This is a genomic window from Dermacoccus abyssi (assembly GCF_003515945.1).
GTDB lineage: Bacteria > Actinomycetota > Actinomycetes > Actinomycetales > Dermatophilaceae > Dermacoccus > Dermacoccus abyssi.
The window spans coordinates 117,355-143,176 of sequence record NZ_QWLM01000003.1 but is presented as its reverse complement, the minus strand read 5'-3'; the positions used below and the strand labels follow the sequence as shown (position 1 = coordinate 143,176).

The window sequence follows — 25,822 nt, the reverse complement described above, 5'->3', positions numbered from 1 at the left end:
CGCGCCGACGGGACGTGGGGGACGACGGCGCGAGCCGCACCTCACCCGACGCCGTCCGGAGCGAGGGTGGCCGACGCACACACTGCGAAGCTGCCGACCGCGAGGGGCTGCGGCGTGACGTTCGGTGCCGCGCGATGCGCGAGCCGACGATCCACGTAGAAGACGACTTCCGTCGTTGCGGGTCACGACCCGAGACGGCGATTTGCTTCATCCGCGCCGCGGCGCGTGCAAGGCCAAACGGGCCTTTCTGTGGCACACGCCGTGCCGACGAGAAGGAGGGCCCATGGCCCCCGAGAACAACGACGAGACCACCTCCGCGAGCCCCTTCTTCGCAGGTAGTCCTTTCGCCTCACAGCAGGCTCCCGAAACGCCGGAGGTCGACGAGACCGAGGAAGCCGACACCACCGACGAGGCAGCTGCGGCTCCCGCGCCCGGCGCCGCCTTCGGTCTGCTCTTCCAGGCTCCGGACCCGCAGAAGCGCGCTCCCAAGCGTGAGCGCGTGCCCCGCGAGGACGAGCGTGACGAGGCCTCAGCGTCGGACGACGACGCCGAGTCGCGCTCGGAGGACGGCGGCGACGGGGACGACACCTCGCGTGGCAACCGCGGACGAGGCAGTCGCCGCGGTTCGCGTGACGGGAACAACGATCGCAGAGACAGTTCGGCCAACTCCGTCGCCGCGGGGGACGGCGACGCCGACGACGTGAACGCCTCCGGCGACGACGACACCGATGACAACGACGACGACCAGACCCCGCGTCGCCGCCGGCGCGGTGGCCGCGGTCGCCGCTCGAACTCCTCCAAGAACTCGGGCGATTCCGGCGATTCGAACAACTCGGGCGACAAGAACTCGAACGAGTCGAACGGCTCGAACAACGGCAAGAACGCCGAGCGCGAAGGCGACGCGAACGAGGACGACATCTCGGACAACGCCTCGAACGACTCCGACAACGGCGACGACGACTCCAACGACTCGGGTTCGCGCAAGCGCACCCGCCGTCGTCGCCGCAGCGGTTCGGGCGGCTCGGACTCCGACGATCCGAACACCGTCACGCGCGTCCGCGAGCCCCGCAAGGTCAAGGACGAGGTCACCTCGATCAAGGGGTCGACGCGTCTCGAGGCGAAGAAGCAGCGCCGCCGCGAGGGCCGCGAGGCCGGTCGTCGCCGCACCGTCATCACCGAGGCCGAGTTCCTCGCTCGCCGCGAGAGCGTCGAGCGCGTCATGGTCGTGCGTGAGCGCGAGGGCCGCACGCAGATTGGTGTCCTCGAGGACGGCGTGCTCGCCGAGCACTACGTCTCGCGCCAGGAGCAGGCCTCGTCGATGGCCGGCAACGTCTACCTCGGTCGCGTCCAGAACGTCCTGCCCTCCATGGAGGCCGCGTTCATCGACATCGGTCGCGGCCGCAACGCCGTGCTGTACGCCGGTGAGGTCAACTGGGACGCCGCCGGCCTCGACAACCAGCCCAAGCGCATCGAGCACGCCCTCAAGGCGGGCGAGAGCGTCCTCGTCCAGGTGACGAAGGACCCGATCGGCCACAAGGGCGCCCGCCTGACCTCGCAGATCTCCCTTCCGGGGCGCTTCCTCGTCTACGTGCCGGGCAACTCGATGACCGGCATCAGCCGCAAGCTGCCCGACGTGGAGCGCGCACGCCTGAAGAAGATCCTCAAGGAGGTCGTGCCCGCCGACGCAGGCGTCATCGTGCGCACCGCCGCCGAGGGTGCCTCCGAGGAGGAGCTGCGCGCCGACGTCGAGCGCCTCACGAAGATGTGGGAGAAGATCCAGAAGAAGGCCGAGAGCGGCAACGCCCCGGTGCTCGTGCACGGCGAGCCGGACCTCACGGTCCGCGTCATCCGTGACGTCTTCAACGAGGACTTCGCCAAGATGGTCGTCTCCGCCGACCGCGCCTGGAACGAGGTGCACTCCTACATCTCCGAGGTGGCTCCGGACCTCACCGAGCGCCTCGAGAAGTGGACCGGAGAGAAGGACGTCTTCGCCAAGCACCGCATCGACGAGCAGCTCGCCAAAGCCATGGACCGCAAGGTCTGGCTGCCGAGCGGTGGTTCGCTCGTCATCGACCGCACCGAGGCCATGACGGTGGTCGACGTCAACACGGGCAAGTTCGTCGGCTCCGGCGGCAACCTCGAAGAGACGGTGACGAAGAACAACATCGAAGCTGCCGAGGAGATCGTGCGTCAGCTGCGACTGCGCGACATCGGCGGCATCATCGTCGTCGACTTCATCGACATGGTGCTCGAGAGCAACCGCGAGCTCGTCGTGCGCCGTCTCCTCGAGTGCCTTGGACGTGACCGGACGAAGCACCAGGTCGCCGAGGTGACGTCGCTCGGCCTCGTGCAGATGACGCGTAAGCGTGTCGGTTCGGGCCTCGTCGAGGTGTTCTCCGAGCAGTGCGAGTCGTGCCATGGGCGCGGCATCATCGTGCACGACCACCCGGTCGAGAACCGTGACATCAACGGCAACGACACGAACCGCAAGGGTCGTGGCTCGCGTCGCGGTGGCAACGGCAATGGTGGCTCCAACAACGGAGGGGGCAACGGCAACACCTCCGGCGGCTCGAACTCCAACTCCAACGACTCGTCCCACGACAAGAAGGGCGACGAGCGCGACAACGGCTTCGCCCAGATCGCGGCTGCGGCGCACGCTGCTGCCATCTCCGCGGGCGACAAGTCGGCCACGTCCGAACCGGTCTCCACGGCCTCGTCCGAGGACGCAGTCGTGAGCGAGAAGGACGCCGCGACGAAGGCGGCCGCACCCGAGCGCACCACGGTGCGTGAGAACGTCGGGCACGTCGAGTCGTCGTCGAGCACCTCGACGAAGAGCGCGCCGCAGGAGCCGGGCAAGACCCCGGCTCGCCGTCGCGGTTCGCGTCGTGCCGCCACATCGACGGGTGCGCCCACGGCAGCCGGAGAGGCGACCGTCATGACGGTTCAGGCCTCCACGACCACGAGTGACGCTCCGGCAGCTGCCGCTGCGTCGCCCGAGACGCCCGCTGATGCTCCGAAGGTCGCCGCTGACTCGGCCCCGACTCAGGCGGAGGCCCCGGTCGTCACGCAGGAGGCGACGGCCCCCGCGAAGCGTCCGCGTCGTCGTGCGGCGTCGAGCTCGGGTGCGCCCGTGAGCCTGCAGGCCGTCGACCTGGCTGACGCACCGATGTCGAGCGCGCCGCTGACGAAGGTCGCCGGTGAGGCGAGCGACGCCGCCGGTTCCGCGCAGAGCGCTCCGACGCAGGCTGCGGCCACCTCCGAAACGAAGGCCCCGGCCCGCAAGAAGCGCACGCGCGTCGTCGCCCCGGCCGGTGCGCCGGGCACGAAGGCCGACGAGGCCTGATCGCCGAACACCACGAGAGCGCCCCGCCTCCTGCCGTATCGCAGGTGGCGGGGCGCTTTCGACGAATGCGTCAGTAGCCGGTGCGGCCGTCCACGGCTTCGCGCAGGAGATCCATGTGGCCGAGGTGGCGGGCGTACTCCTCGACGAGGTGCACGAGGATCCAGCGCAGGTTGACCGGTTCGCCCCTACGCAGGCCGCGCACGGGGGAGTCGAGGTCGCTCCACGCGGCGGCCCGCGCTCGCGTCACGTCGAGTTCGCGCTCGTAAGCGGCGAGGTTGGCGGCCGCGTCGGCGGCGTTCGCGAGGTCGAAGTCGCCGTAGGGCTCGTCCGCGGTGGAGTAGTAGTCGGGCACATCCTGTTCGTCGTCGAGCACGACGCGCAGCCAGTACGCCTCGACCTCCGTGAGGTGGCGCACGACACCGATGAGACTGAGGGTGGACGGAGGAACGCTGCGGCGGGCGAGCTGCTCGGTGTCGAGGCCGGCGATCTTGAGCAGAACGGTGTCGCGGTAGAGATCGAGCCAGCCGTCGAGCACGGCGCGTTCGCCGCTCACCTTCGGCGGATCGCCTCGTTCGTCGTCGCGCTCGGGCACGATGGGTGTCGTCATGCGTGCAGCCTGGTGGCTGCGCGCCGGTGCGGCAAGCGAATTTCGGGGCCTTCGCAGATTTGGGGCGAGCCACCGCGCACGGTATTCTTGTTCTTTGGTGCGCCCACCGCGCCCGGTGTCCTGCTCGCAGGGTAGCTACCGGCCGGTCAGACAGAGCGAGTGCGCCATGACGAAAGAGAGTCCCACGTGTACGCGATTGTTCGCGCAGGTGGCCGCCAGGAGAAGGTCTCCGTCGGCGACACCCTTCTGATCGACAAGGTGACGACGAAGCCGGGCGAGTCGTTCGAGCTCAAGCCGCTCATGCTTGTCGACGGTTCCGACATCACGGTCGACGCCGACGCGCTGGCCAAGGTCACCGTCACGGCCGAGGTCATCAAGGCCGCCAAGGGCCCGAAGATCACGATCATGAAGTACAAGAACAAGACGGGTTACCGTAAGCGCCAGGGCCACCGTCAGCCGCTGACGCAGATCAAGGTCACCAAGATCGGCTGAGCCACGGCTCAGAACTGATCTTCCACAGATTTTCGAAAGAGGCTTCGACATGGCACACAAGAAGGGTGCATCCTCGACCCGAAACGGTCGTGACTCCAACGCCCAGCGACTCGGCGTGAAGCGCTTCGGCGGTCAGATCGTCGGCACCGGCGAGATCATCGTCCGCCAGCGCGGCACGCACTTCCACCCCGGTGAGAACGTCGGCCGTGGCGGCGACGACACGCTGTTCGCTCTCGCCCCCGGCGCGGTCAAGTTCGGCCAGCGCAAGGGCCGCAAGGTCGTCGACATCGTCGTCGAGCCGGAGATCACGGCCTGATCCTCGCGATCGCTTGTTGAAGGGGTGAGCCCAGCAATCGGGCTCACCCCTTCACGCATGTCTGCACGTCCCTAGAATCGAGGACGAGGGCTCTTCGCCGTTCGTCCACTGGCTGCGTCCGCTCGAGGCCGCACCGAAAGGAACCACCATGGCAACGAACTTCGTCGACCGCGTCGTCCTCAATGTGACGGCGGGCAACGGCGGCCACGGCGTGGCCTCCGTCAAGCGTGAGAAGTTCAAGCCGCTCGGTGGCCCTGACGGCGGCAACGGCGGCCACGGCGGCGACGTCGTGTTCGAGGTCGACCCCCAGGTGACGACGCTGCTCGAGTACCACCGCAACCCGCACCGCAGCGCCACGAACGGCAAGCCCGGCGCGGGCGACGAGCGCAACGGCGCCGACGGCGACGAGCTCGTCCTCCCGGTGCCCGAAGGCACGGTCGTCAAGGACCGTGAGGGCAACATCCTCGCCGACCTCGTCGGCTTCGGCAGCCGGTTCATCGCTGCCGCCGGCGGTCGTGGTGGACTCGGCAACAAGGCCCTCGCGAGCCGCCGCCGCAAGGCTCCCGGCTTCGCCCTCCTCGGCGAACCGGGGGAGACGGCTGACGTCGTGCTCGAGCTCAAGACGCTCGCCGACGTGGCCCTCATCGGCTTCCCCAGCGCAGGCAAGAGCTCGCTCGTCTCCGTCGTGAGCGCGGCCAAGCCGAAGATCGCCGACTACCCGTTCACGACGCTCGTGCCAAACCTGGGCGTCGTCAACGCGGGCAGTGAGCGCTTCACCATCGCCGACGTGCCCGGCCTCATCCCCGGCGCCAGCCAGGGCAAGGGCCTCGGCCTCGAGTTCCTGCGACACGTCGAGCGCTGCTCGGTGCTCGTGCACGTCATCGACTGCGCCACGCTCGAGCCGGGCCGCGACCCCATGAGCGACCTCGACCAGATCGAGCACGAGCTGTCGGAGTATGTCGCCGACGACTCGCTGGGCGGCAAGCCGCTGTCCGAGCGCACCCGCATCGTCGTGCTCAACAAGGCCGACGTTCCCGACGCACTCGAACTCGCCGAGATGGTCAAGCCGGACCTCGAGGCCCGCGGCCTCGAAGTCTTCATCGTCTCCGCCGTCGCCCACCTCGGACTCAAGGAGCTCACGTTCGCGCTTGCGCGTCACGTCGCCGAAGCCCGCAAGGAAGTCGAATCCGCCGTGCCCGCGCGCGTCATCGTCCGACCCAAGGCCATGGACGACGCCGGGTTCAAGATCGTCAAGGAAGGCGGCACGGACGGCACGATGTTCCGCATCGTCGGCGAGCGCCCCACCCGCTGGGTTCGCCAGACCGACTTTGCGAACGACGAAGCAGTTGGCTACCTTGCGGACAGGTTGAACCGCCTCGGAGTGGAAGAAGAACTGTTCAAGGCCGGCGCAGTGCCCGGCTCGACGGTTCTCATCGGCCCCGGCGACAACGCCGTCGTCTTCGATTGGGAGCCCACGCTGCAGGCGGGCGCGGAACTGCTCGGTGCACGCGGCACCGACCTGCGCCTCGAGGAGAACGCTCGCCCCACTCGCGCCGAGAAGCGCGACGAGTTCCACGGCCGCAAGGACGGCCAGCGTGTGGCTCGCGAAGAGATCGCCGCGGAACGGGAAGCCGGTATCTGGACCGAGCACGACGGCTACCGCCAGTAGTCACCTCGCCGTTCGACGAGTCGGAGAAGGGAATACCCCCGTTGTCTGCAGCCCACACGAGCGAGAGCCTTCGCGAGCAGATTCGCGATGCCAAACGCGTCGTCGTCAAGGTCGGTTCGTCGTCCATCACATACACGAGTGGGGGCATCAACCACTCCGCGCTCACCGAGCTCGTCGGCATCCTCGCCGAACGTCGCCACGCGGGCAAGGAAGTGCTCCTCGTCTCCTCCGGCGCCATCTCCGCAGGCATGGCGCCGCTCGGGATGCAGACGCGGCCCACCGCGCTTCCCGAGGCGCAGGCCGCCGCCGCAGTCGGCCAGGGCCAGATCATGTCGGCCTACTCGCTGCTGTTCCAGGGCCTCGGCCTCACCGCCGGGCAGGTACTCCTCACGAGTGACGACGTCACCCGCCGCACCACCTACCTCAACGGCCGATCCACCCTCGAGACGCTCCTCGACCACGGCGCCGTGCCGATCATCAACGAGAACGACACCGTCGCCACCCAGGAGATCCGCTTCGGCGACAACGACCGCCTCGCCGCGCTCGTCAGCCACCTCATCGACGCCGACGCGCTCATCCTGCTCTCCGACGTCGACTCCCTCTACGACGGCCCGCCCAGCCGCGAAGGCACCAAGCGCATCCCGTTCGTCCCCAACGTCGAAGAGATGAAGGACGTCGAGATCGGCGGCACCGGATCCGGCGTCGGCACCGGCGGCATGCGCACCAAGATCGACGCAGCCCGCATCGCCACCGCCGCAGGTGTGCCCACGATGCTCACCTCCATGCCGCAGGCCCGCGAAGCCTTCGCCGGCGACGACATCGGCACCGCCTTCGCGCCCACCGGACGCCGCCGCGGAGCCCGCCGCCTCTGGCTCGCTCACGCCACCACGCCCGCCGGCCGCCTCGTCCTCGATGAAGGCGCCGTCAAGGCTGTGCGCGACCGAGGACGCTCCCTCCTGCACGCCGGAGTCGTCGCCACCGAAGGCCGCTTCCTCGCAGGCGACGCCGTCGACCTCGCCGACGAGAACGGCACCGTCTTCGCCCGCGGCCTCGTCAACTACGACGTCGCCGACGTCGAACGCGCCAAAGGCCGCTCCACCCGCGAACTCTCCGACAACATCGGCCCCGCCTTCGAGCGGAGCCTTGTGCACCGCGACCATTTGGTCGTGCTCCCGTAGCCCTGTCTTCCGGCCGGGCCCAGGGGCCCGTCTCGGTGCGACATGGCTTCGGGCCACTCGTCGGTCAGGGCGCGTGAGAACCCCTCGCAAGCTCGGGATTCTCACGCGCCCTGGTCTCCTCGTGGAGTCCGCTTCCAGCAGGGTTGGCTCTACGAAGAGTGTTTCGGCTTTGTCGGTGCTGGGCTTTGGCGGGCAGGGGCTGCCGTGCGCCCCCTCGGCCAGGCTCCGTCACGCCTTGAGTGGAGGGACCCGGCGGGTGGTGCGTCCCGGGCCCGCCTCTCCAGCTTGGTGTGTGACCCGGGTCGCATTTGCGTTTGGGTCGCTGTTGGCCCCTCCATAGGATGAAAAACATGAACAGCAACCTTGAGCAGTCCACCGCACGGGTCGCCGCAGCCGGAAAGGCCGCGCGCGTCGCCTCGAAGCGACTCGCCCTGCTGTCACGCGCCGAGAAGGACGCCGCCCTCGGCGTCCTCGCCGACGCCATCGAAGCCGCCGAAGCGAGCATCGTCGCCGGAAACGGACGCGACCTTGAACGCGGCCGCGACGCCGGCATCTCCGACAGCCTCGCCGACCGCCTCCGCATGACGCCCGAACGCGTCAGCGCCGTCGCGCAGGCCCTCCGCGATCTCGCCGCACTGCCCGACCCCGTGGGTGAGGTCGTGCGAGGCAACACCCTTGCCAACGGCCTGCAGATCAAGCAGGTTCGCGTACCCATGGGTGTCGTCGGCATGGTCTACGAAGCCCGCCCCAACGTCACGGTGGACGCGGCCGGCCTCGGCCTCAAGAGCGGCAACGCCATGATCCTGCGCGGTGGCTCCGCAGCCGCAGACACCAACGCCGCCATTGTCGCCGCGCTCCGCGAGAGCCTCGAACGCCAAGGCCTGCCCGCCGACGCCGTGCAGCTGCTCGACGGCGGCCACGAGGACGTCCAGGCACTCATCACCGCGCGCGGCCTCGTCGACCTCGTCATTCCGCGCGGGGGAGCGAAGCTCATCGAGACCGTCGTCACCGGCTCCACCGTGCCCGTCATCGAGACCGGCACCGGCAACGTCCACGTCTACGTGGACGCCGACGCCGACCTCGACATGGCGCTCGAGATTGCCGTGAACTCCAAGACGCACCGTCCGAGCGTCTGCAACGCCGCCGAATCGTTGCTCGTGCACCGCGACGTCGCTGACGAGTTCCTCCCGCGCGTGCTGCGCACGCTCGCCGACAAGGACGTGACCCTTCACGCCGACGAGCGCGCCACGGCCCTCGCCGGCGACGTCGAGACGAAGCCCGTCACGGACGAAGCCTGGAACACCGAGTTCCACGACCTCGAAATGTCCGTCGGCGTCGTCGACTCACTCGACGAGGCCATCGAGCACATCGACGGCTACTCGACGCACCACACCGACTGCATCGTCACCGAGAACCGTGCCGCCGCACGCACGTTCATCGCCCAGGTCGACTCGGCCGTCGTCATGGTCAACGCCTCGACGCGCTTCACCGACGGCGGCGAGTTCGGCTTCGGCGCAGAGATCGGCATCTCGACGCAGAAGCTGCACGCCCGCGGACCGATGGCGCTCGCCGAGCTCACGACGACCAAGTGGGTCGTCGACGGAGACGGTCAGATCCGCTGAGCGGCCTCGCCGATGCCGTGACGGACTGCCCGACGCGCCCTCCTTCACGACGCGTGCGCGATTACGGCGGGTTCCGGGGCGAGGTGCTCGATCGACGGCTGGCGGCCGAGCGCGGACTCCTCGAGCGAGTCGTAGGCGACGTAGTGCGTCGGGCGTGCCTGCACCGCGGCGAACATACGGCCCACGTACTCGCCCAGGAGCCCGAGGCCGAGCAACTGCGCGGCCCCGAAGCCGCTGATGACGACGATCGTGGAGGCCCAGCCCGTCACGGAGTGGGCCATGACCTTGGCCCACAATGCGAACGCGCCGACGCCGAAGGCGACGAGCAATCCGAGCAGCCCGCACCACGTCGCGAGGCGCAGCGGTGCGCTCGATGCGCCGGTGACGGCGTCGAGAGACAGCCGCAACATCTTGCTCAGCGGATACTTGGAGCGGCCGGCGGCGCGTTCCTCGCGGCGGTAGCCGACCTCGGCGGAGGGGAAACCGAGCGTCGGCACGGCGAGGCGCAGCACGCGGTTCGTCTCCGGCAGGGCCAGAACGGCGTCGACGGTCGCGCGCGACATCATCCGGAAGTCGCCGGCGTTCATCGCGCCGCGTGCGCCGAGCCGGGCCATGACGGCGTAGAACCCCTCGGCGGTGACCCGCTTGAAGAACGTGTCGCTCGAGCGATCCGTGCGCACGCCGTAGACGACGTCGACGCCGCGCTCCGTGCCGACGCGCAGCATCTCGCTGATCACCTCGGGCGGATCCTGCAGGTCGGCGTCGATCGTCACCGCCCAGTCGCCACGTGCGCGGGCGAGGCCGGCGCTGATCGCGGCCTGGTGACCCGAGTTGGCGCGCAGCCGGACGACGCGTAGCTGCGGCCACGCGCGGCGGTAGCGCTCGAGCAGAGCGGGCGTCGCGTCACGGGAGCCGTCATCCACGCACACGACCTCGTAGGACGCGCGCAGATCGTCAAGCACGGGGCGGAGTCGCTCGACGAAGAGGGGGAGGACGGACTCCTCGTTGAACATTGGGACGACGACGGAAAGGTGGGGATTCATGACGGCAGCTCTCGTGACGTGCGGTGCGCAACGGCCTGGCGTCAGCGACGTTAGGAGGGCCTGCTGTCCCGATGCTGTGTCGAGGCAGTATCCTTGCTTTCATGACGTCGCTTGTTTCGCTCGCCGCAACCGTTGAGGTTCCGGAGCTCGAGGAGAACCACATCTTCATGCCGCCGTGGGGCTTCGGTCTCATGGCGTTCACCATCTTCTTGCTGCTGTTCGCGCTGCTGTGGGCCTTCCGTAACACGGCTGCCCGCTTCGGTGCGCCGCGCGGCCAGGCTCACCACGGTGGCCCGGCTCCCGACAACCACAAGAAGCACGGGGCTTCGCACTGACACCACGAATCGGGGTCATGGGCGGTACGTTCGACCCCATTCACCACGGTCACCTCGTCGCGGCGAGTGAGGTTCAAAGCCTCCTCGACCTCGACGAGGTCATTTTCGTGCCCACGGGGCAGCCGTGGCAGAAGGCCGGTCGTGACGTCGCGGCTGCGGAGCACCGCTACCTCATGACGGTCATCGCGACAGCCTCGAACCCGCGCTTCAGCGTCAGCCGTGTCGACATCGATCGTGCCGGCCCGACGTACACGCGCGACACGTTGAAGGATCTGCACGCGCAGCGCCCCGACGCGGAACTGTTCTTCATCACGGGCGCCGACGCCCTGGCACAGATCCTGTCGTGGAAGGGTGTCGAGGAGCTGTGGGATCTCGCCCACTTCATCGGCGTCACCCGGCCCGGGCACGAGTTGAGTGACCACGGGCTCCCGCGTGATCGCGTCACCCTGCACGAGATTCCGGCCATGGCGATCAGTTCCACCGACTGCCGCGACCGCGTTCGCGGCGAAAAGCCGGTCTGGTATCTCGTGCCGGACGGCGTCGTGCAGTACATCCACAAGTATCAGCTTTACGGCCCCGAAGCGGGCCACCTCCAGGAGGACTAGGTGACGGCTACAGACCGTTCCATCGAACTGACGCAGGCGGCCGCCCAGGCCGCTGCGGACAAGCTTGCGACGTCCATCGTCGCCCTCGACGTGAGCGACCAGCTCGCGATCACCGACACGTTCGTCATCGCCTCGGCGGAGAGCGAGCGTCAGGTCAACGCCATCGTCGACGCCGTCGAGGAGGCCTTGTTGCCGCTCGGCTCCAAGCCGGTGCGCCGCGAGGGCCGCGCGTCGGGCCGTTGGGTGCTCATCGACTTCGGTGACATCGTGCTGCAGGCCTTCCACGAGGAGGACCGGGAGTTCTACGACCTCGAGCGCCTCTGGCAGGACTGCCCCGTCATCGAGTTGGATCTCGACGAAGCCGCTTCCTGATGGTCGCACCGCTCGATGGCCCGCTTCGGCGGGCCATTTTGCTGCGTCACGGTCAAACGGCGTGGAATCTCGAGAAGCGCTGGCAGGGACGAACGGACATCGCCCTCGATGCCACGGGACTCGCCCAGGCGGAGCGGGCGGCCGAGGTGCTCGTGCGGGACGCCTCCATCGTGTCCCTGACGTACTCACCGCTACGCCGCGCTGCGCAGACGGCGGCCGTGCTCAAGGGGGCGTTCGATCTTCGCGGACGTCCGCTGCGGCGTCGAAGCGACGAGCGCCTCGTCGAGATCGACACGGGCCAGTGGTCGACGATGCTGCACAGCGAGGTTCACGACGCCTACCCCGAGGAGAGCGCAGCCCTCGCGCGGGGGGAGGACATCCCGCGCGGCGTGCACGGTGAGTCGATGGCGGACGTAGCTGCACGCGTCCGTCCCGCGTTCGACGAGGCCACGGCGCCGCTCGCGGCGGGGGAGAGTGCCCTGCTCGTTCTGCACGGTGCCGCGATGCGCGCCCTGGCTGCTGACGCCGTGTGTCTTACTCACGGGCAGGTGGCGCACACTTTCACGGCCATCGGCAACTGCCGGTGGATCGTGCTCGTGGGCGACGACTCCGGCTCGTGGCGGGTGGAGCAGTGGAACGCGGGCGCCGGGGCTGCGGCGCCCTGATCGGTGACGATGTCCAGCGCTGAGTCAGTCACTGGGTCTCGCTGCGCCCTGTGAAGTAGATTGGGAACCGAAGTTACTCACCCGTACACGAGGAGCGGCCGAGCGAGATGAGCAGGCACGCAGGACGTGAGCGCAAGCGGATGTCACCGCAGCGCATGGCGCGACTGATGAACTTCTACCCGCCGTTGCTCGGCGCAGGCATCCGGGTGCGCGAGTTCAACGAGGACTGGACGCGTGCACGCGTCGAGCTTCGTCTCAACCGCTTCAACCGTAACCAGAACGGCACCGCGTTCGGCGGCTCGCTCAACGCGATGACTGACGCCTTTTACCCGCTGCTCGTCATGCACCAGATCGGCACGGACTATCTCGTGTGGGACAAGGCGTGCGAGATCGAGTTCAAGAAGCCGGGCACAGGCACCGTCTACGCGGAGTTCGAAGCGCCCAAGGAACTCGTCGCCGAGTTGAAGGCGAAGGCTGACGCCGAGGGCAAGGTGCTGCACACGTTCGAATGCGATCTTCACATGGCGGACGGCACCGTGGTGGCTCACGCGAAGCGCGTGGTCTACATCCGTAAGCGCTCGGATCGAGCCGCGGGCCAGGGGCAGGCGCAGTCGACCGGCGCGCCGGTTTCAGAGGCGTCGAACGTCGGCTGACCCCCGATTTGCGGGTGGCCGTGAAGGCTCGCTAAAGTATGCGAGTCGCGCAGCGTTGCTGAGTGATTCGCGCGGGGCTATGGCGCAGTTGGTAGCGCGCTTCCATGGCATGGAAGAGGTCTGGGGTTCGAATCCCCATAGCTCCACAAGTACGCCGAAGGGGCCGGACACGCTTTTCGTCCGGCCCTTCGGCGTACCCATAGACGTGGTGATTCGAGGAGGAGGGCGAGCGCTAGCGAGCCCGACGGAGTCCCCATAGCTCGCGTCAGCGACCCCAGCCACCGAACCACAAGGCAACAAGGGACGAGATCTTCCCTTCTTGCACGCAAGATGCGCCCTTGGACACAAGAGGGGAAGAATCCGCACCTCGTTGCGTCATCCCGCCCGGAGCCGGCCGCCGGAGGTGCAGGCGTGGCGCTGCTCCGTGGGACGGAGCCGGGCCCGGCCCAAGTTGGCGCGGAGGCGACCGGAGGGTAAGGTAACCGTGTTGCTCACCCCGGTGAGCGCGGGGCTATGGCGCAGTTGGTAGCGCGCTTCCATGGCATGGAAGAGGTCTGGGGTTCGAATCCCCATAGCTCCACCAATGGCAGAACGGCCAGGACACGCTTTTCGTCCTGGTCGTTCTGGCATTTATTGAACTTTATGATTCGAGGAGGAGGGCGAGCGCTAGCGAGTCCGACGGAGTCCCCATAGCTCCACCAATGGCAGAACGGCCAGGACACGCTTTTCGTCCTGGCCCTTCTGCTTTGCCCCAAGGATCGAACCCGGTTGGCGGTGCACACGCAGAAGGGGCGGGCGTCCGAAGACACCCGCCCCTTCTGGCACTCGTCAGTGCGTCACTTGAGCTGGCCGCTCGTCAGGCCGAGTAGGCGCCGGGCGACGACGAGCAGCTGGATCTGCTGCGTGCCTTCGAAGATGTCGAGGATCTTCGAGTCGCGCGCCCACTTCTCGAGCAGCTCGGTTTCGGCGTAGCCGTCGACACCGACGAGCTCGATGCACGACAGCGCCACGTCGACGCAGGTGCGGCCGGCCTTGGACTTCGCCATTGACGCTTCCATCGAGTTGGGCTTGCCGTTGTCGGCCATCCACGCGGCGCGCAGCGTGAGCAGGAGCGCGGCCTCGTAGTCGGCCTCCATCTGCACGAGTCGGGCGCTCGCGTACGACTGCGCGGCGATCGGGGCGTCCCAGTCCTGACCGTGGCCGGCCTTCTCGAGCGCGGCGCGCGTGAAGTCGAGGCAGGCACGCGTCAGGCCCACGGCCATCGACGCGACGAGCGGACGCGTGTTGTCGAACGTCTGCATCGCACCACCGAAGCCGCCCTCGGTGCGGATCTCCGGGTCACCGAGCAGGTCGGAGGCCGGCACGCGGCAGTCGTCGAGCACGAACGCGGCGGTGTCGGAGGCGCGGATGCCGAGCTTGTGCTCGAGACGCACGAGCTTGAGGCCCGGGTTCGAGCGCTCCACGACGAACGACTTGATGGCCTTCTTGCCGAGCGACTTGTCGAGCGTCGCCCACACGACGACGAGCTCGGCGCGCTCACCGGAGGTGACGAAGATCTTCTCGCCGTTGAGGACGTACTCGTCGCCGTCCTTCGTGGCCGTCGTCCGGATGTTGCCGGAGTCCGAACCGGTGTCCGGCTCGGTGATCGCCATGGCGGCCCAACGGTTGCCGTAGCGCTCCTTCTGCTCGTCGTTCGCGACGGCGGCGATGGCGGCGTTACCGAGGCCCTGGCGGGGGATCGACAGCGTCAGGCCCACGTCGCCGCGGCACGTCTCCATGATGGACAGCGCCGAGCTCATGTTGGCGCCGTTCTTGTTGCCGCCCTTCTTGGCGGACTGGCTCGGCTTCTCCTCGTCCTCGGCTGCGCGCGTCGAGCCGGAGGCACCGGCGCCGTTTCCGGCGCCCGAGTCGGACATGCCGTCGATGAGGGCCGACACGAGGTCGAGCTCACGCGGGTACTCGTGCTCGGCGAGGTCGTACTTGCGGCTGACGGGGCGGAAGACCTCGTCGGCCATCGAACCGGCCTGCTTGACGAGGGGAACGAACTTCTTCGGGATTTCGAGATCGATCATGACGTTTCCTTTGCGCGAAATCTTCGGGGAGTGGGGGAGCGAGGCGTCAGACGCCCACGCCGCCCTCGAGGACGCCTGCGCCGCGCAGGTCGCGGTACCACCGCTCGTTGTCGAACTCCTTGACGAAGCCGTGGCCGCCGAGCAGCTGCACCGCGTCGCTACCGATCTGGGCGCCGTACTTCGTGACGAGCGCGCGAGCGTGCGCGATGGCCTCAGCGGCTGCTTCGGGCTTGCGGCCCGAGTCGAGACGAGCCGCCGCACGCAGCGTTGCCAGGCGCATGCCGTCGAGCTCGATCGCGATGTTCGCCACGGTGAACGCGACAGCCTGACGGTGGCCGATCGGCTCGCCGAACGCCTTGCGCTCCGTCACGTACTGGGAGACCTGGTCGAGCACGGCGCGGCCGGTGCCACACGCGAGAGCGGCCCACGCCAGGCGGGAGCGGCGGATCGCGTCGAGCGCGTCCTCGCTCGTGCCGAGAAGGTTGTCCGCCGAGACCTCGACGTTCTCCAGGTGCAGGCGGCCGGTGTGCGACGCGCGAATGCCCATGGCCGGGTCGTCGCTCACCTTGAGACCCTCGGTGCCGGCCTCGACGATGACGAGGCGCAGGTCGCCGTCGACCTCCGCCGTGACGACGAACAGCTCCGCCGAGTCGGCGCACGGCACGAGGGCCTTCTCGCCGGTGAGAACGAGTTTGTCGCCGCGGCGCTCACCCTTCGTAGCGGGCTTGCGCGGGTCGGCCAGCGGGCCGGCCTCGGCGATCGCCAGCGACGCGACGGCGGGCTTCTTCTCGTCGGTGAACGCGGGCAGATACGTCTCCTGCTGCGCCGACGAACCGTAGGAGGCAATCGCTCCGGCAACGGCGGCGGGCGCCATGATGCCGACCGCGAGACCCATGTCGCCGCGGGCGAGCTGCTCGAGCACGAGCACGTTCATGACGGCGGAGCGCTCCTCGGCGACACCGCCGAGCTCGGCGGGAACGGACAGGAGCGTCAGGCCCATCTCGGCCGCCTGGGTGCGGATCTCGTCGGGCACGGCGCGGGCACCGTCGGCGTCGGCGGCTGCGGGACGCAGAACCTCGTCGGCCAGTTCGGCAGCGACGCCGGCGACCATCGCCTGGTCCTCGGTCGGCGAGAGGTCGAACTCGCGACGCGGCTTCGTCGGGGCCGGACGTGCCGGCTCACCCGAACCGCTCTTCTTCGCGAACGCACGGCCCGCGGCAGTCTGAACCTTGAAGCCCTGCTTGCTGCCGTTGTAGAGCGCGCGCTCGACCTTGGAGCGCACGGCGGGGTTCTTGAGCAGGTCGTGCCCGCCCGCCTTGGCCAACAGTCGAAGAGCGACCGCCTGGCCCTTGTCGGCGATCGACGCCTTCGAGTTCGTGGAAGTCATCTCGCTCGGCCTTTCCTCTGGATCGTTGAGCGGCCCCCTGGCGGGCCAACTTTCCCTGAGGTTACCTGGTCGTAGGTACGCGCGGTATCGGAAACTGTGAGTATCGGTAACAACCTCTTCGGAGCGTGGCTCTGTGCGTTAGGACGGGGCGCCACGACGCTGGGGAGGCCGGAGCGTACCCTGGGCGCATGGTCACCGTCCGTCGCGCCGCACACTCCGACATCCCCGAGATCGTCCGACTCAAGGGCCTGCTCATGGAGGACGGTTGGCCATGGCACATCGAGCTCGACGACGCGTGGCGCGAGCGATGCGCGGCAGCCGCGGCGACCTTGCTGGACTCGCCGAACTACGCGTGCTTCGTCATCGACGCCGAGGAGGGTGCGGGCCCCGGCACACCGCTCGCATCGATCGTCTCGACGTCCGTGGAGCAGCACCTTCCCGGACCGAACGGATCGGGGCGTTCGGCGTACCTAGGTGACATGAGCACCGATCTGGTCTTCCGCGGTCGCGGCTACGGTAAGACCTTGCTCGACGCCGCGCTCGCCTGGTGTCGCGAACAAGACGCCGGGTGGGTGAGCTTGTTCTCCACCGAGAGTGGCCACTCGCTCTACCGCAAGGCCGGGTTCAGCCCGGTGGGGCCGTTCCAGCACATGTCGATGGGCCTGGACTGACTCGTCTCGCGACCCGGCGCGGCATGACAGCGTCAGCGGCGTCGGTCAGACCTGTCGTCGTTCTCGGTCAGCGCCGTCCTGGAACGGCGGCGATGACCGACTCGAAGATCCCGCGATCCAGTGCCGTGCCCTCGCGGCGCACCGACGCCTCGTCGAGCTGGAGGATGCGGTCGAGGCGAACCTCGCTCGGACGCCCGGCGCGATCCCACGCGCCCGATCCGATGTCCATCCAGTGCCGACCGGCTCGTGCTTCCTGCGCGGCGTCGCGGTCGTGGTCCTTGCTCGTCAGGGGGAGCGCGAGCGTCACGCCGTCCTCCTGCGGGTGACGGGCGACGACGAGCACCGGCCTGTCCTTGCCCTGGGTGTGGTCCTCCTCGTAGGGCACCCACGCCCAGACGATCTCGCCGGGGTCGGGACGGCCGTCGTCCTTCGCCTGCCAGCTCGTGGCGGGCAGGGCGCCATGCCAGTCGCCTCGATAGCCCGTGTCGGCGGGGGCGTTCGATGCAGGCGAGCGCCGCCCGCCGCCCCGTGAGTGCTGTGGCGTCGCGACGGTGCCCGGGGTTTTCGGCGCCTTCGATCGCTTCTCAGCACCGGAGCGATCCGAGCGCGATCTCCCGTCGAGAAGAGCCCTCATGCCCTCGCGCGCGAGGGAGGTAGCGACACGACCGGCCATCTGCTTGAGGTTCACGCCACGAGCCTAACGAGCGGGCCCGCCCTCGTGACGAAACACACGCGTCGGCAGCCCCGCGGACGGTACGAGGCACTCTTCGGCGGCTGGAACAATCGATAGGTGACCGAACCGACCGCGCTCCGCGACATCGCCGACCCCTCCGTCGTCGACGAGGGCAACGGCGCCCATCCGCGGGCCGGTCTCGCGATCGCGGCGCTCGCGCTCGGCGGCTTCGCCATCGGCACGACGGAGTTCGTCACGATGGGGCTGCTGCCCGACATCTCCCGCGGTCTCGGCATCTCGATCCCGCAGGCGGGCAACGCCGTCTCCGCGTACGCGCTCGGTGTCGTCATCGGCGCGCCGCTCGTCACGATGGTGTTCGCCAAGGTGCCGCGCAAGACGGTGCTCATCGGCCTCATGCTCGCGTTCTTCGTCGGCAACGTCGGGGCTGCTCTGGCTCCGAACTACCACGTGCTCCTCGCTGCCCGTGTCGTCTCCGGCATGCCGCACGGTGCCTTCTTCGGCCTCGGTGCGGTTGTCGCTGCGTCGCTCGTGGCCCAACACCGGCGCACCTGGGCCGTCTCGATGACGCTCGGCGGCCTCAACGTCGCCAACGTCATCGGCGTGCCGATCGCGACGTGGATGGGGCAGCGCATGGGATGGCAGTGGCCCTACGCGCTCGTGGCCGTCATCGGTCTGCTCTCGGCGCTCGCCGTGTTGGCGTGGGTGCCTCATCAGGGGACGACGGGACTCGTCACGGCGAAGAAGGAACTCAAGGCGCTCACCCGACCGCAGGTGTGGTTCGCGCTCGCCATCGGCATCGTCGGGTTCGGCGGCATGTTCTCGACGTTCAGCTACATCGCCCCGACGATGACCGAGTTGACCGGCTTCTCCGAGGCCACCGTGCCGCTCATCCTCGTCGTGTACGGCGTCGGCATGACGTGTGGTGCGCTCGTCTCCGGACGCGTCGCGATGCACGGGCTCATGCGCGGCATCTTCGGTTGCCTCATCGCGATCGCCGTCATGCTCGCCCTGTTCGGGTACGCCGCGCACTACAAGCCGACGGCCGTGCTGTTCGTCTGGCTTCTCGGCTTCCTGCCGACGGTCATGGTGCCGATGATCCAGATCCGCCTCATGGACGTTGCCCACGAGGGTCAGTCGCTCGCCGCCGCGCTCAACCACGCGACGCTCAACTTCGCCAACGCCCTCGGGGCGTGGCTCGGCGGCGTCGTCCTCGACGCGGGGCTCGGCTACGAGTGGTGCTCGCGTGTCGGTGCGATTCTCGCCGTGTTCGGCGCCGTCGTGGCTGCGGCGTCAGCGTTCACCTCACGCCGTGAGGCGGCCTCGCAGCACGCGGCAGCTGCCTGACCTACCCTTCGGGGTTTGCTCAGAATCGACGACGCGAGCGCTTGTCGTTGATGAGCCAGGCAGACAGCAGCCCGCCGGCCGCGCCGCCGAGGTGCCCCTGCCACGACACGCCCTGTGCCCCGGGGAGAACACCCCACAGGACGTAGCCGAACACGGCGAGGAGCGCGAGGCCGAGTGCAACCTCGGTCCAGCGCTTGCTCCACGCGCCGCGCACGATGAGGTAGGTCAGCCAGCCGAAGACGATGCCGGACGCTCCGGCCGTCGCAGAGTGCGGGGGAGTGAGGGCCCACGCCGCGAGACCCGAGCAGACCATGACGACGAGCGTCACCTGCACGGCCACCCGTCGTCCGCTGAGGCCCAGGAGGAAGCCGAAGGGCAGCAGCAGCGCCGTGTTGCCGATGAGGTGCGCCCACCCGTAGTGCGCGAAGGAGAACGTGAAGATCGACGGGAGGTCGGTGAACTCCCAGGCGCGCAACGACGCGAAGCGGTCGACGGCGTGACGCGTGATCACGTCGATGATCTCGACGACCCACAGCAGGGCCACGAAGAAAGCGGTGTCGACGGCGGAGGACCCTGCCCGTCCACTGGCCTGGCGCGTTCGCTCACGAAGGTCCATGGACCCATTCTGCCAACGCTGGGGAGCGAGTCGGGCACTGGAGCGACGGCGGTGATCCGGTGCGCGCAGGCATGGAAGAATGAATGGTCACGTACTGTGCCGTCCCCGACGTAGCGCTCCAGACGAAATCGACGAGGTATTCAGTTGTCACCCATGGCCCGCAAGGCACTCGAGCCGGCCGCGACCCCGCCGGAGATGATCCGCAACTTCTGCATCATCGCCCACATCGACCACGGCAAGTCGACGCTGGCCGACCGCATGCTCCAGTTGACGGGTGTCGTCGAGCAGCGGGCCATGCGCGCGCAGTACCTCGACCGCATGGACATCGAGCGTGAGCGCGGTATCACGATCAAGAGCCAGGCCGTGCGCATGCCGTGGGAGCTCGATGGTCAGACGTACGCGCTCAACATGATCGACACCCCCGGTCACGTCGACTTCACATACGAGGTCTCGCGTTCGCTCGCCGCGTGTGAGGGCGCGATCCTCCTCGTCGACGCCGCTCAGGGCATCGAGGCTCAGACCCTCGCGAACCTCTATCTCGCGATGGAGAACGACCTCGAGATCATCCCGGTGCTCAACAAGATCGACCTGCCGGCAGCGCAGCCGGAGAAGTACGCCGCCGAGATTGCGGGCCTCATCGGCGCCGACCCCGACGACGTTCTCAAGGTTTCCGGCAAGACCGGCGAGGGCGTCGAGGCGCTCCTCGACAAGATCGTCGGCACGCTGCCCCCGCCCGTCGGTGACGCAGACGCCCCGGCGCGCGCCATGATCTTCGACTCGGTCTACGACACCTACCGCGGCGTCGTCACCTACGTCCGTGTCGTCGACGGCAAGCTCAACCCGCGCGAGAAGATCGCCATGATGTCCACGGGTGCCACGCACGAACTCCTCGAGATCGGCGTCAGCTCGCCCGAGCCGACCGCGACGAAGGGCCTCGGCGTCGGCGAGGTGGGTTACCTCATCACCGGTGTGAAGGACGTGCGTCAGTCCAAGGTCGGTGACACCGTGACGAACGCGGCCAAGCCGGCCGACAAGGCCATCGGCGGGTACTCGGACCCGAAGCCCATGGTGTTCTCGGGGCTGTACCCGATCGACGGTTCGGACTACCCGCTGCTGCGTGACGCCCTCGACAAGCTCAAGCTCAACGACGCTGCGCTCGTCTACGAGCCCGAGACGTCGGCCGCGCTCGGCTTCGGTTTCCGCGTCGGCTTCCTCGGCATGCTGCACCTCGAGATCACGCGTGAGCGCCTCGAGAGCGAATTCGACCTCGACCTCATCTCCACGCTGCCGAACGTCGTCTACCAGGTGACGACCGACGACGGCCGCGTCACCGAGGTGACCAACCCGAGCGAGTTCCCCGACGGCAAGATCGCCGACATCACCGAGCCGGTCGTGAAGTCGACCATCCTCATCCCGAGCGAGTTCATCGGTGCCGTCATGGAGCTGTGCCAGAACAAGCGCGGCAACCTGCTCGGCATGGACTACCTCTCCGAGGAGCGCGTCGAGATGCGTTACACGCTGCCCCTCGCGGAGATCGTGTTCGACTTCTTCGACCAGCTGAAGTCGAAGACGCGCGGGTACGCCTCCCTCGACTACGAACCCGCCGGCGAGCAGAGTGCCAACCTCGTCAAGGTCGACATCCTGCTCCAGGGCGACAAGGTCGACGCGTTCAGCTCGATCGTCCACCGTGACAAGGCCTACGGCTACGGCACGATGATGGCGACGAAGCTCAAGGACCTCATTCCGCGCCAGCAGTTCGAGGTGCCGATCCAGGCCGCCATCGGCACGCGCGTCATCGCTCGTGAGAACATCCGCGCCATCCGCAAGGACGTGCTCGCCAAGTGCTACGGCGGTGACATCTCGCGTAAGCGCAAGCTGCTCGAGAAGCAGAAGGAAGGCAAGAAGCGCATGAAGATGGTCGGCTCGGTCGAGGTGCCGCAGGAAGCCTTCATCGCAGCGCTGAGCCAGGGCGACGAGAAGCCGAAGGACAAGAAGTGAGCAAGCCCGGCTTCGTCTCGGGTTCGGTGACGCCGCCCGGTGAAGAGGGTCAGGCGGCCGAACGCCCGCTCGCGCGGACCCGTTCGTTCACCCGCCGCGGCGGCCGCATGCCCGAACGTCACCACCGTGCGCTCGCCGACCACTCCGAGCAGTACGTCATCGACGTGCCGCGCAAGGAGGCCTCGACCGAACCGATCGACGGCTACCACGTCGACATGGAGCAGGTGTTCGGACGCACCGCGCCGCTCGTCGTCGAGATCGGTTCCGGCGCGGGCGATCAGGTCATCCACGCGGCTGCCGAGAACCCGGGGACGGACTTCATCGCGCTCGAGGTGTGGCGCCCGGGCATCGCGCAGACGATCTCCAAAGCCGTCCACGCCGGCGTGACCAACGTCCGGCTCATCGAGATCGACGCGTCCGAGGCGCTCGACCGTCTCTTCGCGCCGGGCTCCGTTGCCGAGGTGTGGACGTTCTTCCCGGACCCGTGGCCCAAGAGCAAGCACCACAAGCGTCGCCTCGTGCAGCCCGGCTTCGCCGAGGTCGTCGCCGACGTTCTCGTGCCCGGTGGCACGTGGCGCCTCGCCACCGACTGGGCCGACTACGCGTGGCACATGCGCGACGTCGTCGAGGGCTCACCGCGTTTCGACAACCCGCACGTGGGACGCCTCGCCGACCCCGGTGACCCGGACGTCGACCCCGAGGGTGCGCGTGGCGGGTTCGCCCCGCGCTTCGAGGGACGCACGACCACGCGCTTCGAGAACAAGGGCCTCAAGGTCGAGCGCGTCGTGCGTGATCTCGCGGTGACTCGGGCGAACTGACGTGAGCTACCTCGACGACCTGTTCTCCCTTGAGGGGCTGAATGCCGTCGTCACGGGAGGGTCGTCGGGCATCGGGCGAGGTATCGCCACGGCCCTTGCGGGTGCCGGTGCGAGCGTTCACCTCGTGGCCCGGGACGCCGACAAGCTCGCCACAGTGGCCGCCGAGATCGGCGCGACGTGGGAAGTCTGCGACGTCGGTGATGCGAACGCGCTCGCGAACCTGGCTGTCGGTGCCCCGGTGCAGCACGCGGACATCCTCGTCACGTGTGCCGGCGTCAACCACCGACCGCCACTGGCCAACACGAGCGAAGAGCAGTACGCCGAGACGATGGCCGTCAACCTCGAAGCGCCCTACCGGCTCGGCCAGGCCGCAGGGCCACGCATGGCCGAGCGCGGGTACGGACGCATCCTCAACATCGGCTCGCAGCAGAGCTGGAGCGCCTTCGGCAACTCCGGCGTCTACGGCGTGACGAAGGCCGCCGTCACCGGGCTGTCACGCTCGCAAGCGGAGGCCTGGTCACGCTCGGGTGTCACGGCGAACACGATCGTTCCCGGATTCGTCGTCACCCCGATGACGTTGCCCACCGTCGCCGAACCGGGGCGCGAAGAAGCGCTCGCGACCCGCACCTTCGTCGGACGCAACGGCGTGCCCGAGGACTTCGCGGGCCTCGCGGTGTTCCTCGCGTCGCGGGCGAGTGGTTTCGTGACCGGCCAGACGATCGCGGCCGACGGCGGCTTCAGCGTCCACTGAGCGCTCGCTATTACTCGCGGGTAATCTGGTGGGTATGAACCAGACCCTCGCGCTCTACACGAAGCTCACGAAGAAGAACGAGAAGCTCGGTCGCGCAGCCTTCTCGGCCGCGTTCGCGCTCAAGGCGCCCTACTTCCGGACCATTGCGCCCGTCGTGAAGACCATGGAGCCGCACCGCGGCGTCGTGGCCATCAAGAAGTGGTGGGGTGTGCAGAACCACATCGGCACCGTCCACGCCATCGCGATCGCCAACGGCATGGAGATGGCCATGGGTCTGCTCGCCGAGGCCACGGTGCCCAAGGACATGCGCTGGATCCCCAGGGGCATCCAGCTCGACTACGTCGCCAAGACCCCCGGCGATGTCGAGTGCGTCGCCGAGACGAGCCCCGAGGACTGGGCCAAGGAGCCTCCCTTCACGGTGGACGTGCGCATGACGGGACGCCTGGTCAAGGACGGCACGGTCGCCGTCCAGGGCATCATCCCGATCTACGTCTCCGCCAAGAAGTAACGCCTGACGCCGCTACGAGGCCGCCGCGATCGCAAGAAGCGACGTGGCGGCCTCGTTCGTCATCCGGCGCGGACCTGCCCACACGGCGCGCAGCTTCCGGCGCAGGTCGACGTCGCGGACGGTGATCTCGACGAGGGTGCCCGCGGCCAGGGCATCACTGATCGCGAGTCGGCTGAGGACGGCCGGCCCGGTGCCGGCCGACACGGAGACCTTGACCGCGGCGTTGCTCGACAGCTCCAGCAGTGGCGGAGCGCAGGTGCGCGGGCGCATCGCGCGGTCGAGCGCCACGCGGGTTCCGGATCCCGGCTCGCGGGTGACGAGGGCCGTCGCGGCGAGTTCGTCCGCGTCAATACTGCGAGTTCGGGCCCAGGGGTGGTGTGCGGCGACGGCAAGGACGAGGTCGTCCGTGGCGACGACCGTCGAGTTGAGGCCGCGAGGGGCACCCGGGCCCTCGATGAACCCGAGATCGATCTCACCGGAGCGAGCGGCGCTGAGCACGTCGGTCGTGTTGCCGACGGCGACGGAGAGGCCCGGCGTGGCCTCACCGGAATGGGCTTCGTGCCAGCGCGCGATCCAGCCCGGCAGGAGGTGCTCGGCCACGGTCTGGCTGGCCATCACGGTGAGCGGTGCATCCACGCCGCCCACCAGGGCGGTGATGCCGGCGTCGAGATCGCGCGCGGCCTCCAGCACGCCGCGAGCCCACTCGACGACCATGAGGCCCTGCGTCGTCAGGGTGGCGCCGGTTGTGGCGCGGTGGAGAAGGGGCACGCCGACCGAGCGCTCGAGCCGCGCCATGCTGCGGCTGGCGTTGGGCTGCGCCGAGCCACAGGCACGTGCGCCGGCGCTGAGGGAGCCGTGGTCGGCCACGGCCACGAGCAGCTCCAGGGCTGCGAGATCCGGCCAGCTCTTCATCGGGCCAGCGTAACCGGCGTCCATATCCGCCGCATATACCAGCATGCTGAACATGGCACTACCGGCCAGGTCGTAGGCGTTCGAGGATGGGGAGCGTGACCCGACCCGAGCAACGCCGCGCAGAAACAGCGGCCCGAACTGCATCCCACCCAGTGGCCGGCGGTCTGGCCCTGGCGTTCGCAGCGGCGCTCGTCGGGTTCGTCGTGTCACGCATCATCCCGCTGCTCAGCCCGGTGCTCGTGGCGATTCTGCTCGGCGTCGTCGCCGCGAACGCCGCGCGGCTCGACGCGTGGCGCCCTGGCCTCGACCTGGCCGGGAAGCGCGTTCTGCGCATCGGCATCGTGCTGCTCGGCCTCCAGCTCTCGCTCGGCGCCATCGCCTCGCTCGGCTTCGGTGTCATCTTCCTGGCCGTTGCTGTGGTGGCGCTCGGAGTGCCCTTCGGGTTGTGGTGCGGCAAGCGGCTCGGTATTGAGCCCACGCAGAGTCTGCTCACGGCGTGCGGGTTCTCGATCTGCGGCGCCGCAGCCGTCGCCGCAGCAGCAGGGGTGAGCGACGCCCGCGACGAGGAGGTCGCAACGTCGGTCGCGCTCGTCGTCGTCTTCGGCACGCTCATGATCCCGCTCGTCGCGCTGTCCGCCGCCTTGGGGCTCGACGATCACACCACAGGCGTTTTCGCGGGTGCGAGCGTGCACGAGGTGGCCCAGGTCGTCGCTGCCGGCGGCCTCGTCGGGCAGGGGGCGCTCGCGGTGGCCGTCGTCGTGAAGCTCGCCCGAGTGCTCATGCTGGCGCCGTTGATCACCGTCATCGCCGTGCATCGACGTCGGACCATGGGCGGGGCCGAGTCCGGGTCGGTCACGCTGCCGCCCTTCGTGCCGCTGTTCGTCGTCGGCTTCGTCGCCGCGGTCGTCGTGCGGAGCGTGGTTCCGATTCCGAATTCGGTGTTGGACGGAGCGAAGGTGTTTCAGACGCTACTGCTCGCCGCCGCGATGTTCGCTCTCGGCACGGGAGTGACGGCCAAGGCCATGCGTGCTGCCGGCGCGGCACCCTTCGCGCAGGCAGCGCTCTGCACTGCCTGCGTCACTGCCCTCGGCCTGGGCGGGGCGTTGCTCGTCGGTTAGAGACGCTCCGCAGGCGGTGGGAGAATGCCACCC

At 68.6% G+C, this 25,822-nt stretch carries 25 protein-coding genes and 2 tRNA genes; 20 read left to right on the top strand and 7 right to left on the bottom strand.

All coding sequences use genetic code 11. The annotated features are described in order from the left end of the window. Positions 1-283 precede the first annotated feature (283 nt). On the top strand, positions 284-3,343 hold the full coding sequence (locus tag D1832_RS03735) for an Rne/Rng family ribonuclease (protein WP_118912674.1): 3,060 nt from the start codon (positions 284-286) through the stop codon (positions 3,341-3,343). A 70-nt stretch (positions 3,344-3,413) separates the two neighbouring features. Here the strand turns inward: D1832_RS03735 and D1832_RS03730 are convergent, their stop codons facing one another. Further along, complete coding sequence (locus D1832_RS03730; protein ID WP_118912673.1) at positions 3,414-3,950, bottom strand: DinB family protein; 537 nt, start codon at positions 3,948-3,950, stop codon at positions 3,414-3,416. Positions 3,951-4,136: 186 nt separating this feature from the next. On the opposite strand from D1832_RS03730, the gene rplU reads away from it, so the two are divergent. The 5 genes from rplU (at position 4,137) to D1832_RS03705 (ending at position 9,227) form a co-directional block, all read left to right on the top strand. Continuing rightward, positions 4,137-4,442: a 50S ribosomal protein L21 gene (gene rplU, locus D1832_RS03725; protein ID WP_047312036.1), complete on the top strand. Its 306-nt coding sequence runs from the start codon at positions 4,137-4,139 to the stop codon at positions 4,440-4,442. A gap of 49 nt (positions 4,443-4,491) precedes the next feature. Then, complete coding sequence (gene rpmA / locus D1832_RS03720) at positions 4,492-4,758, top strand: 50S ribosomal protein L27 (protein WP_047312037.1); 267 nt, start codon at positions 4,492-4,494, stop codon at positions 4,756-4,758. Between the two features lie 148 nt (positions 4,759-4,906). Next, on the top strand, positions 4,907-6,427 hold the full coding sequence (gene obgE, locus D1832_RS03715; RefSeq protein ID WP_118912672.1) for a GTPase ObgE: 1,521 nt from the start codon (positions 4,907-4,909) through the stop codon (positions 6,425-6,427). Between the two features lie 41 nt (positions 6,428-6,468). Then, complete coding sequence (gene proB / locus D1832_RS03710; RefSeq protein WP_182434647.1) at positions 6,469-7,605, top strand: glutamate 5-kinase; 1,137 nt, start codon at positions 6,469-6,471, stop codon at positions 7,603-7,605. Between the two features lie 350 nt (positions 7,606-7,955). Further along, positions 7,956-9,227 (top strand): glutamate-5-semialdehyde dehydrogenase, encoded by a 1,272-nt coding sequence (locus tag D1832_RS03705; protein ID WP_241510846.1) that lies wholly within the window; start codon positions 7,956-7,958, stop codon positions 9,225-9,227. 44 nt (positions 9,228-9,271) lie between these two features. Here the strand turns inward: D1832_RS03705 and D1832_RS03700 are convergent, their stop codons facing one another. Next, positions 9,272-10,270 (bottom strand): glycosyltransferase family 2 protein, encoded by a 999-nt coding sequence (locus tag D1832_RS03700; RefSeq protein WP_118912670.1) that lies wholly within the window; start codon positions 10,268-10,270, stop codon positions 9,272-9,274. Positions 10,271-10,371: 101 nt separating this feature from the next. On the opposite strand from D1832_RS03700, the gene D1832_RS03695 reads away from it, so the two are divergent. The 7 genes from D1832_RS03695 (at position 10,372) to D1832_RS03665 (ending at position 13,483) form a co-directional block, all read left to right on the top strand. Continuing rightward, a complete protein-coding gene (locus D1832_RS03695; RefSeq protein WP_118912669.1) occupies positions 10,372-10,605 on the top strand; it encodes a hypothetical protein in 234 nt (77 codons plus the stop codon). Then, positions 10,602-11,210 carry a nicotinate-nucleotide adenylyltransferase gene (gene nadD, locus D1832_RS03690; protein ID WP_274541949.1) on the top strand — a complete coding sequence of 203 codons (609 nt, stop codon included), beginning with the start codon at positions 10,602-10,604 and terminating at the stop codon, positions 11,208-11,210. Before D1832_RS03695 ends, nadD begins: the two co-directional genes overlap by 4 nt. Next, complete coding sequence (rsfS, locus tag D1832_RS03685) at positions 11,211-11,582, top strand: ribosome silencing factor (protein ID WP_118912667.1); 372 nt, start codon at positions 11,211-11,213, stop codon at positions 11,580-11,582. Further along, the gene (locus D1832_RS03680) at positions 11,582-12,247 is read left to right on the top strand and encodes a histidine phosphatase family protein (protein WP_118912666.1); all 666 of its coding nucleotides are present in this window, start codon (positions 11,582-11,584) and stop codon (positions 12,245-12,247) included. Before rsfS ends, D1832_RS03680 begins: the two co-directional genes overlap by 1 nt. Positions 12,248-12,354: 107 nt before the next feature. Further along, positions 12,355-12,900 (top strand): DUF4442 domain-containing protein, encoded by a 546-nt coding sequence (locus D1832_RS03675; protein ID WP_118912665.1) that lies wholly within the window; start codon positions 12,355-12,357, stop codon positions 12,898-12,900. Positions 12,901-12,973: 73 nt separating this feature from the next. Then, positions 12,974-13,046 (top strand) — tRNA-Ala (locus D1832_RS03670). 361 nt (positions 13,047-13,407) lie between these two features. Next, positions 13,408-13,483: transfer RNA gene (locus D1832_RS03665), tRNA-Ala, on the top strand. Positions 13,484-13,736: 253 nt separating this feature from the next. Here D1832_RS03665 and D1832_RS03660 read toward each other — a convergent pair. Both D1832_RS03660 and D1832_RS03655 read right to left on the bottom strand, forming a co-directional pair. Continuing rightward, entirely contained in the window at positions 13,737-14,972 is a 1,236-nt protein-coding gene (locus tag D1832_RS03660; RefSeq protein ID WP_118912664.1) for an acyl-CoA dehydrogenase family protein, read from the bottom strand. Between the two features lie 46 nt (positions 14,973-15,018). Further along, positions 15,019-16,359 carry an acyl-CoA dehydrogenase family protein gene (locus tag D1832_RS03655; RefSeq protein WP_118912663.1) on the bottom strand — a complete coding sequence of 447 codons (1,341 nt, stop codon included), beginning with the start codon at positions 16,357-16,359 and terminating at the stop codon, positions 15,019-15,021. Positions 16,360-16,547: 188 nt separating this feature from the next. Between D1832_RS03655 and D1832_RS03650 the strand changes: the two genes are divergently transcribed. Further along, positions 16,548-17,030, top strand: coding sequence for a GNAT family N-acetyltransferase (locus tag D1832_RS03650; RefSeq protein WP_118912662.1), 483 nt, complete (start codon positions 16,548-16,550; stop codon positions 17,028-17,030). 67 nt (positions 17,031-17,097) lie between these two features. Here D1832_RS03650 and D1832_RS03645 read toward each other — a convergent pair whose 3' ends face one another. Then, positions 17,098-17,718, bottom strand: coding sequence for a type II toxin-antitoxin system PemK/MazF family toxin (locus D1832_RS03645; RefSeq protein ID WP_241510845.1), 621 nt, complete (start codon positions 17,716-17,718; stop codon positions 17,098-17,100). Between the two features lie 102 nt (positions 17,719-17,820). Between D1832_RS03645 and D1832_RS03640 the strand changes: the two genes are divergently transcribed. After that, positions 17,821-19,068, top strand: coding sequence for an MFS transporter (locus tag D1832_RS03640; protein WP_082128835.1), 1,248 nt, complete (start codon positions 17,821-17,823; stop codon positions 19,066-19,068). Positions 19,069-19,087: 19 nt separating this feature from the next. Here the strand turns inward: D1832_RS03640 and D1832_RS03635 are convergent, their stop codons facing one another. Beyond that, entirely contained in the window at positions 19,088-19,684 is a 597-nt protein-coding gene (locus D1832_RS03635) for a rhomboid family intramembrane serine protease (protein WP_118912661.1), read from the bottom strand. A 153-nt stretch (positions 19,685-19,837) separates the two neighbouring features. On the opposite strand from D1832_RS03635, the gene lepA reads away from it, so the two are divergent. Genes lepA through D1832_RS03615 form a run of 4 tightly spaced genes read left to right on the top strand, consistent with a single transcriptional unit; the run spans position 19,838 to position 23,759 of the window. Continuing rightward, positions 19,838-21,682 (top strand): translation elongation factor 4, encoded by a 1,845-nt coding sequence (gene lepA / locus D1832_RS03630; protein WP_047312050.1) that lies wholly within the window; start codon positions 19,838-19,840, stop codon positions 21,680-21,682. Continuing rightward, positions 21,679-22,500, top strand: a complete 822-nt coding sequence (gene trmB, locus D1832_RS03625) for a tRNA (guanosine(46)-N7)-methyltransferase TrmB (RefSeq protein WP_241510844.1) — start codon at positions 21,679-21,681, stop codon at positions 22,498-22,500. Before lepA ends, trmB begins: the two co-directional genes overlap by 4 nt. 1 nt (position 22,501) lies before the next feature. Continuing rightward, positions 22,502-23,251: an SDR family NAD(P)-dependent oxidoreductase gene (locus tag D1832_RS03620; RefSeq protein ID WP_118912660.1), complete on the top strand. Its 750-nt coding sequence runs from the start codon at positions 22,502-22,504 to the stop codon at positions 23,249-23,251. A gap of 34 nt (positions 23,252-23,285) precedes the next feature. Next, the gene (locus D1832_RS03615; RefSeq protein WP_118912659.1) at positions 23,286-23,759 is read left to right on the top strand and encodes a hotdog fold domain-containing protein; all 474 of its coding nucleotides are present in this window, start codon (positions 23,286-23,288) and stop codon (positions 23,757-23,759) included. 12 nt (positions 23,760-23,771) lie between these two features. Here the strand turns inward: D1832_RS03615 and D1832_RS03610 are convergent, their stop codons facing one another. Then, a complete protein-coding gene (locus tag D1832_RS03610; protein ID WP_118912791.1) occupies positions 23,772-24,671 on the bottom strand; it encodes a LysR family transcriptional regulator in 900 nt (299 codons plus the stop codon). Positions 24,672-24,757: 86 nt separating this feature from the next. On the opposite strand from D1832_RS03610, the gene D1832_RS03605 reads away from it, so the two are divergent. Continuing rightward, a complete protein-coding gene (locus D1832_RS03605; RefSeq protein WP_118912658.1) occupies positions 24,758-25,789 on the top strand; it encodes a YeiH family protein in 1,032 nt (343 codons plus the stop codon). Positions 25,790-25,822 lie beyond the last annotated feature (33 nt).

What these genes read in the sequence shown, in the direction of transcription:
- D1832_RS03680 (WP_118912666.1), top strand. Translation starts at nt 11,582, where the DNA reads ATGGTCGCACCGCTCGATGGCCCGCTTCGGCGGGCCATTTTGCTGCGT.
- D1832_RS03650 (WP_118912662.1), top strand. Translation starts at nt 16,548, where the DNA reads ATGGTCACCGTCCGTCGCGCCGCACACTCCGACATCCCCGAGATCGTC.
- obgE (WP_118912672.1), top strand. Translation starts at nt 4,907, where the DNA reads ATGGCAACGAACTTCGTCGACCGCGTCGTCCTCAATGTGACGGCGGGC.
- rpmA (WP_047312037.1), top strand. Translation starts at nt 4,492, where the DNA reads ATGGCACACAAGAAGGGTGCATCCTCGACCCGAAACGGTCGTGACTCC.
- D1832_RS03660 (WP_118912664.1), bottom strand. Translation starts at nt 14,972, where the DNA reads ATGATCGATCTCGAAATCCCGAAGAAGTTCGTTCCCCTCGTCAAGCAG.
- D1832_RS03615 (WP_118912659.1), top strand. Translation starts at nt 23,286, where the DNA reads ATGAACCAGACCCTCGCGCTCTACACGAAGCTCACGAAGAAGAACGAG.
- D1832_RS03735 (WP_118912674.1), top strand. Translation starts at nt 284, where the DNA reads ATGGCCCCCGAGAACAACGACGAGACCACCTCCGCGAGCCCCTTCTTC.
- D1832_RS03730 (WP_118912673.1), bottom strand. Translation starts at nt 3,950, where the DNA reads ATGACGACACCCATCGTGCCCGAGCGCGACGACGAACGAGGCGATCCG.
- D1832_RS03605 (WP_118912658.1), top strand. Translation starts at nt 24,758, where the DNA reads ATGGGGAGCGTGACCCGACCCGAGCAACGCCGCGCAGAAACAGCGGCC.
- D1832_RS03695 (WP_118912669.1), top strand. Translation starts at nt 10,372, where the DNA reads ATGACGTCGCTTGTTTCGCTCGCCGCAACCGTTGAGGTTCCGGAGCTC.
- D1832_RS03655 (WP_118912663.1), bottom strand. Translation starts at nt 16,359, where the DNA reads ATGACTTCCACGAACTCGAAGGCGTCGATCGCCGACAAGGGCCAGGCG.
- D1832_RS03635 (WP_118912661.1), bottom strand. Translation starts at nt 19,684, where the DNA reads ATGGACCTTCGTGAGCGAACGCGCCAGGCCAGTGGACGGGCAGGGTCC.
- D1832_RS03700 (WP_118912670.1), bottom strand. Translation starts at nt 10,270, where the DNA reads ATGAATCCCCACCTTTCCGTCGTCGTCCCAATGTTCAACGAGGAGTCC.
- D1832_RS03610 (WP_118912791.1), bottom strand. Translation starts at nt 24,671, where the DNA reads ATGAAGAGCTGGCCGGATCTCGCAGCCCTGGAGCTGCTCGTGGCCGTG.
- D1832_RS03705 (WP_241510846.1), top strand. Translation starts at nt 7,956, where the DNA reads ATGAACAGCAACCTTGAGCAGTCCACCGCACGGGTCGCCGCAGCCGGA.
- D1832_RS03675 (WP_118912665.1), top strand. Translation starts at nt 12,355, where the DNA reads ATGAGCAGGCACGCAGGACGTGAGCGCAAGCGGATGTCACCGCAGCGC.
- lepA (WP_047312050.1), top strand. Translation starts at nt 19,838, where the DNA reads ATGGCCCGCAAGGCACTCGAGCCGGCCGCGACCCCGCCGGAGATGATC.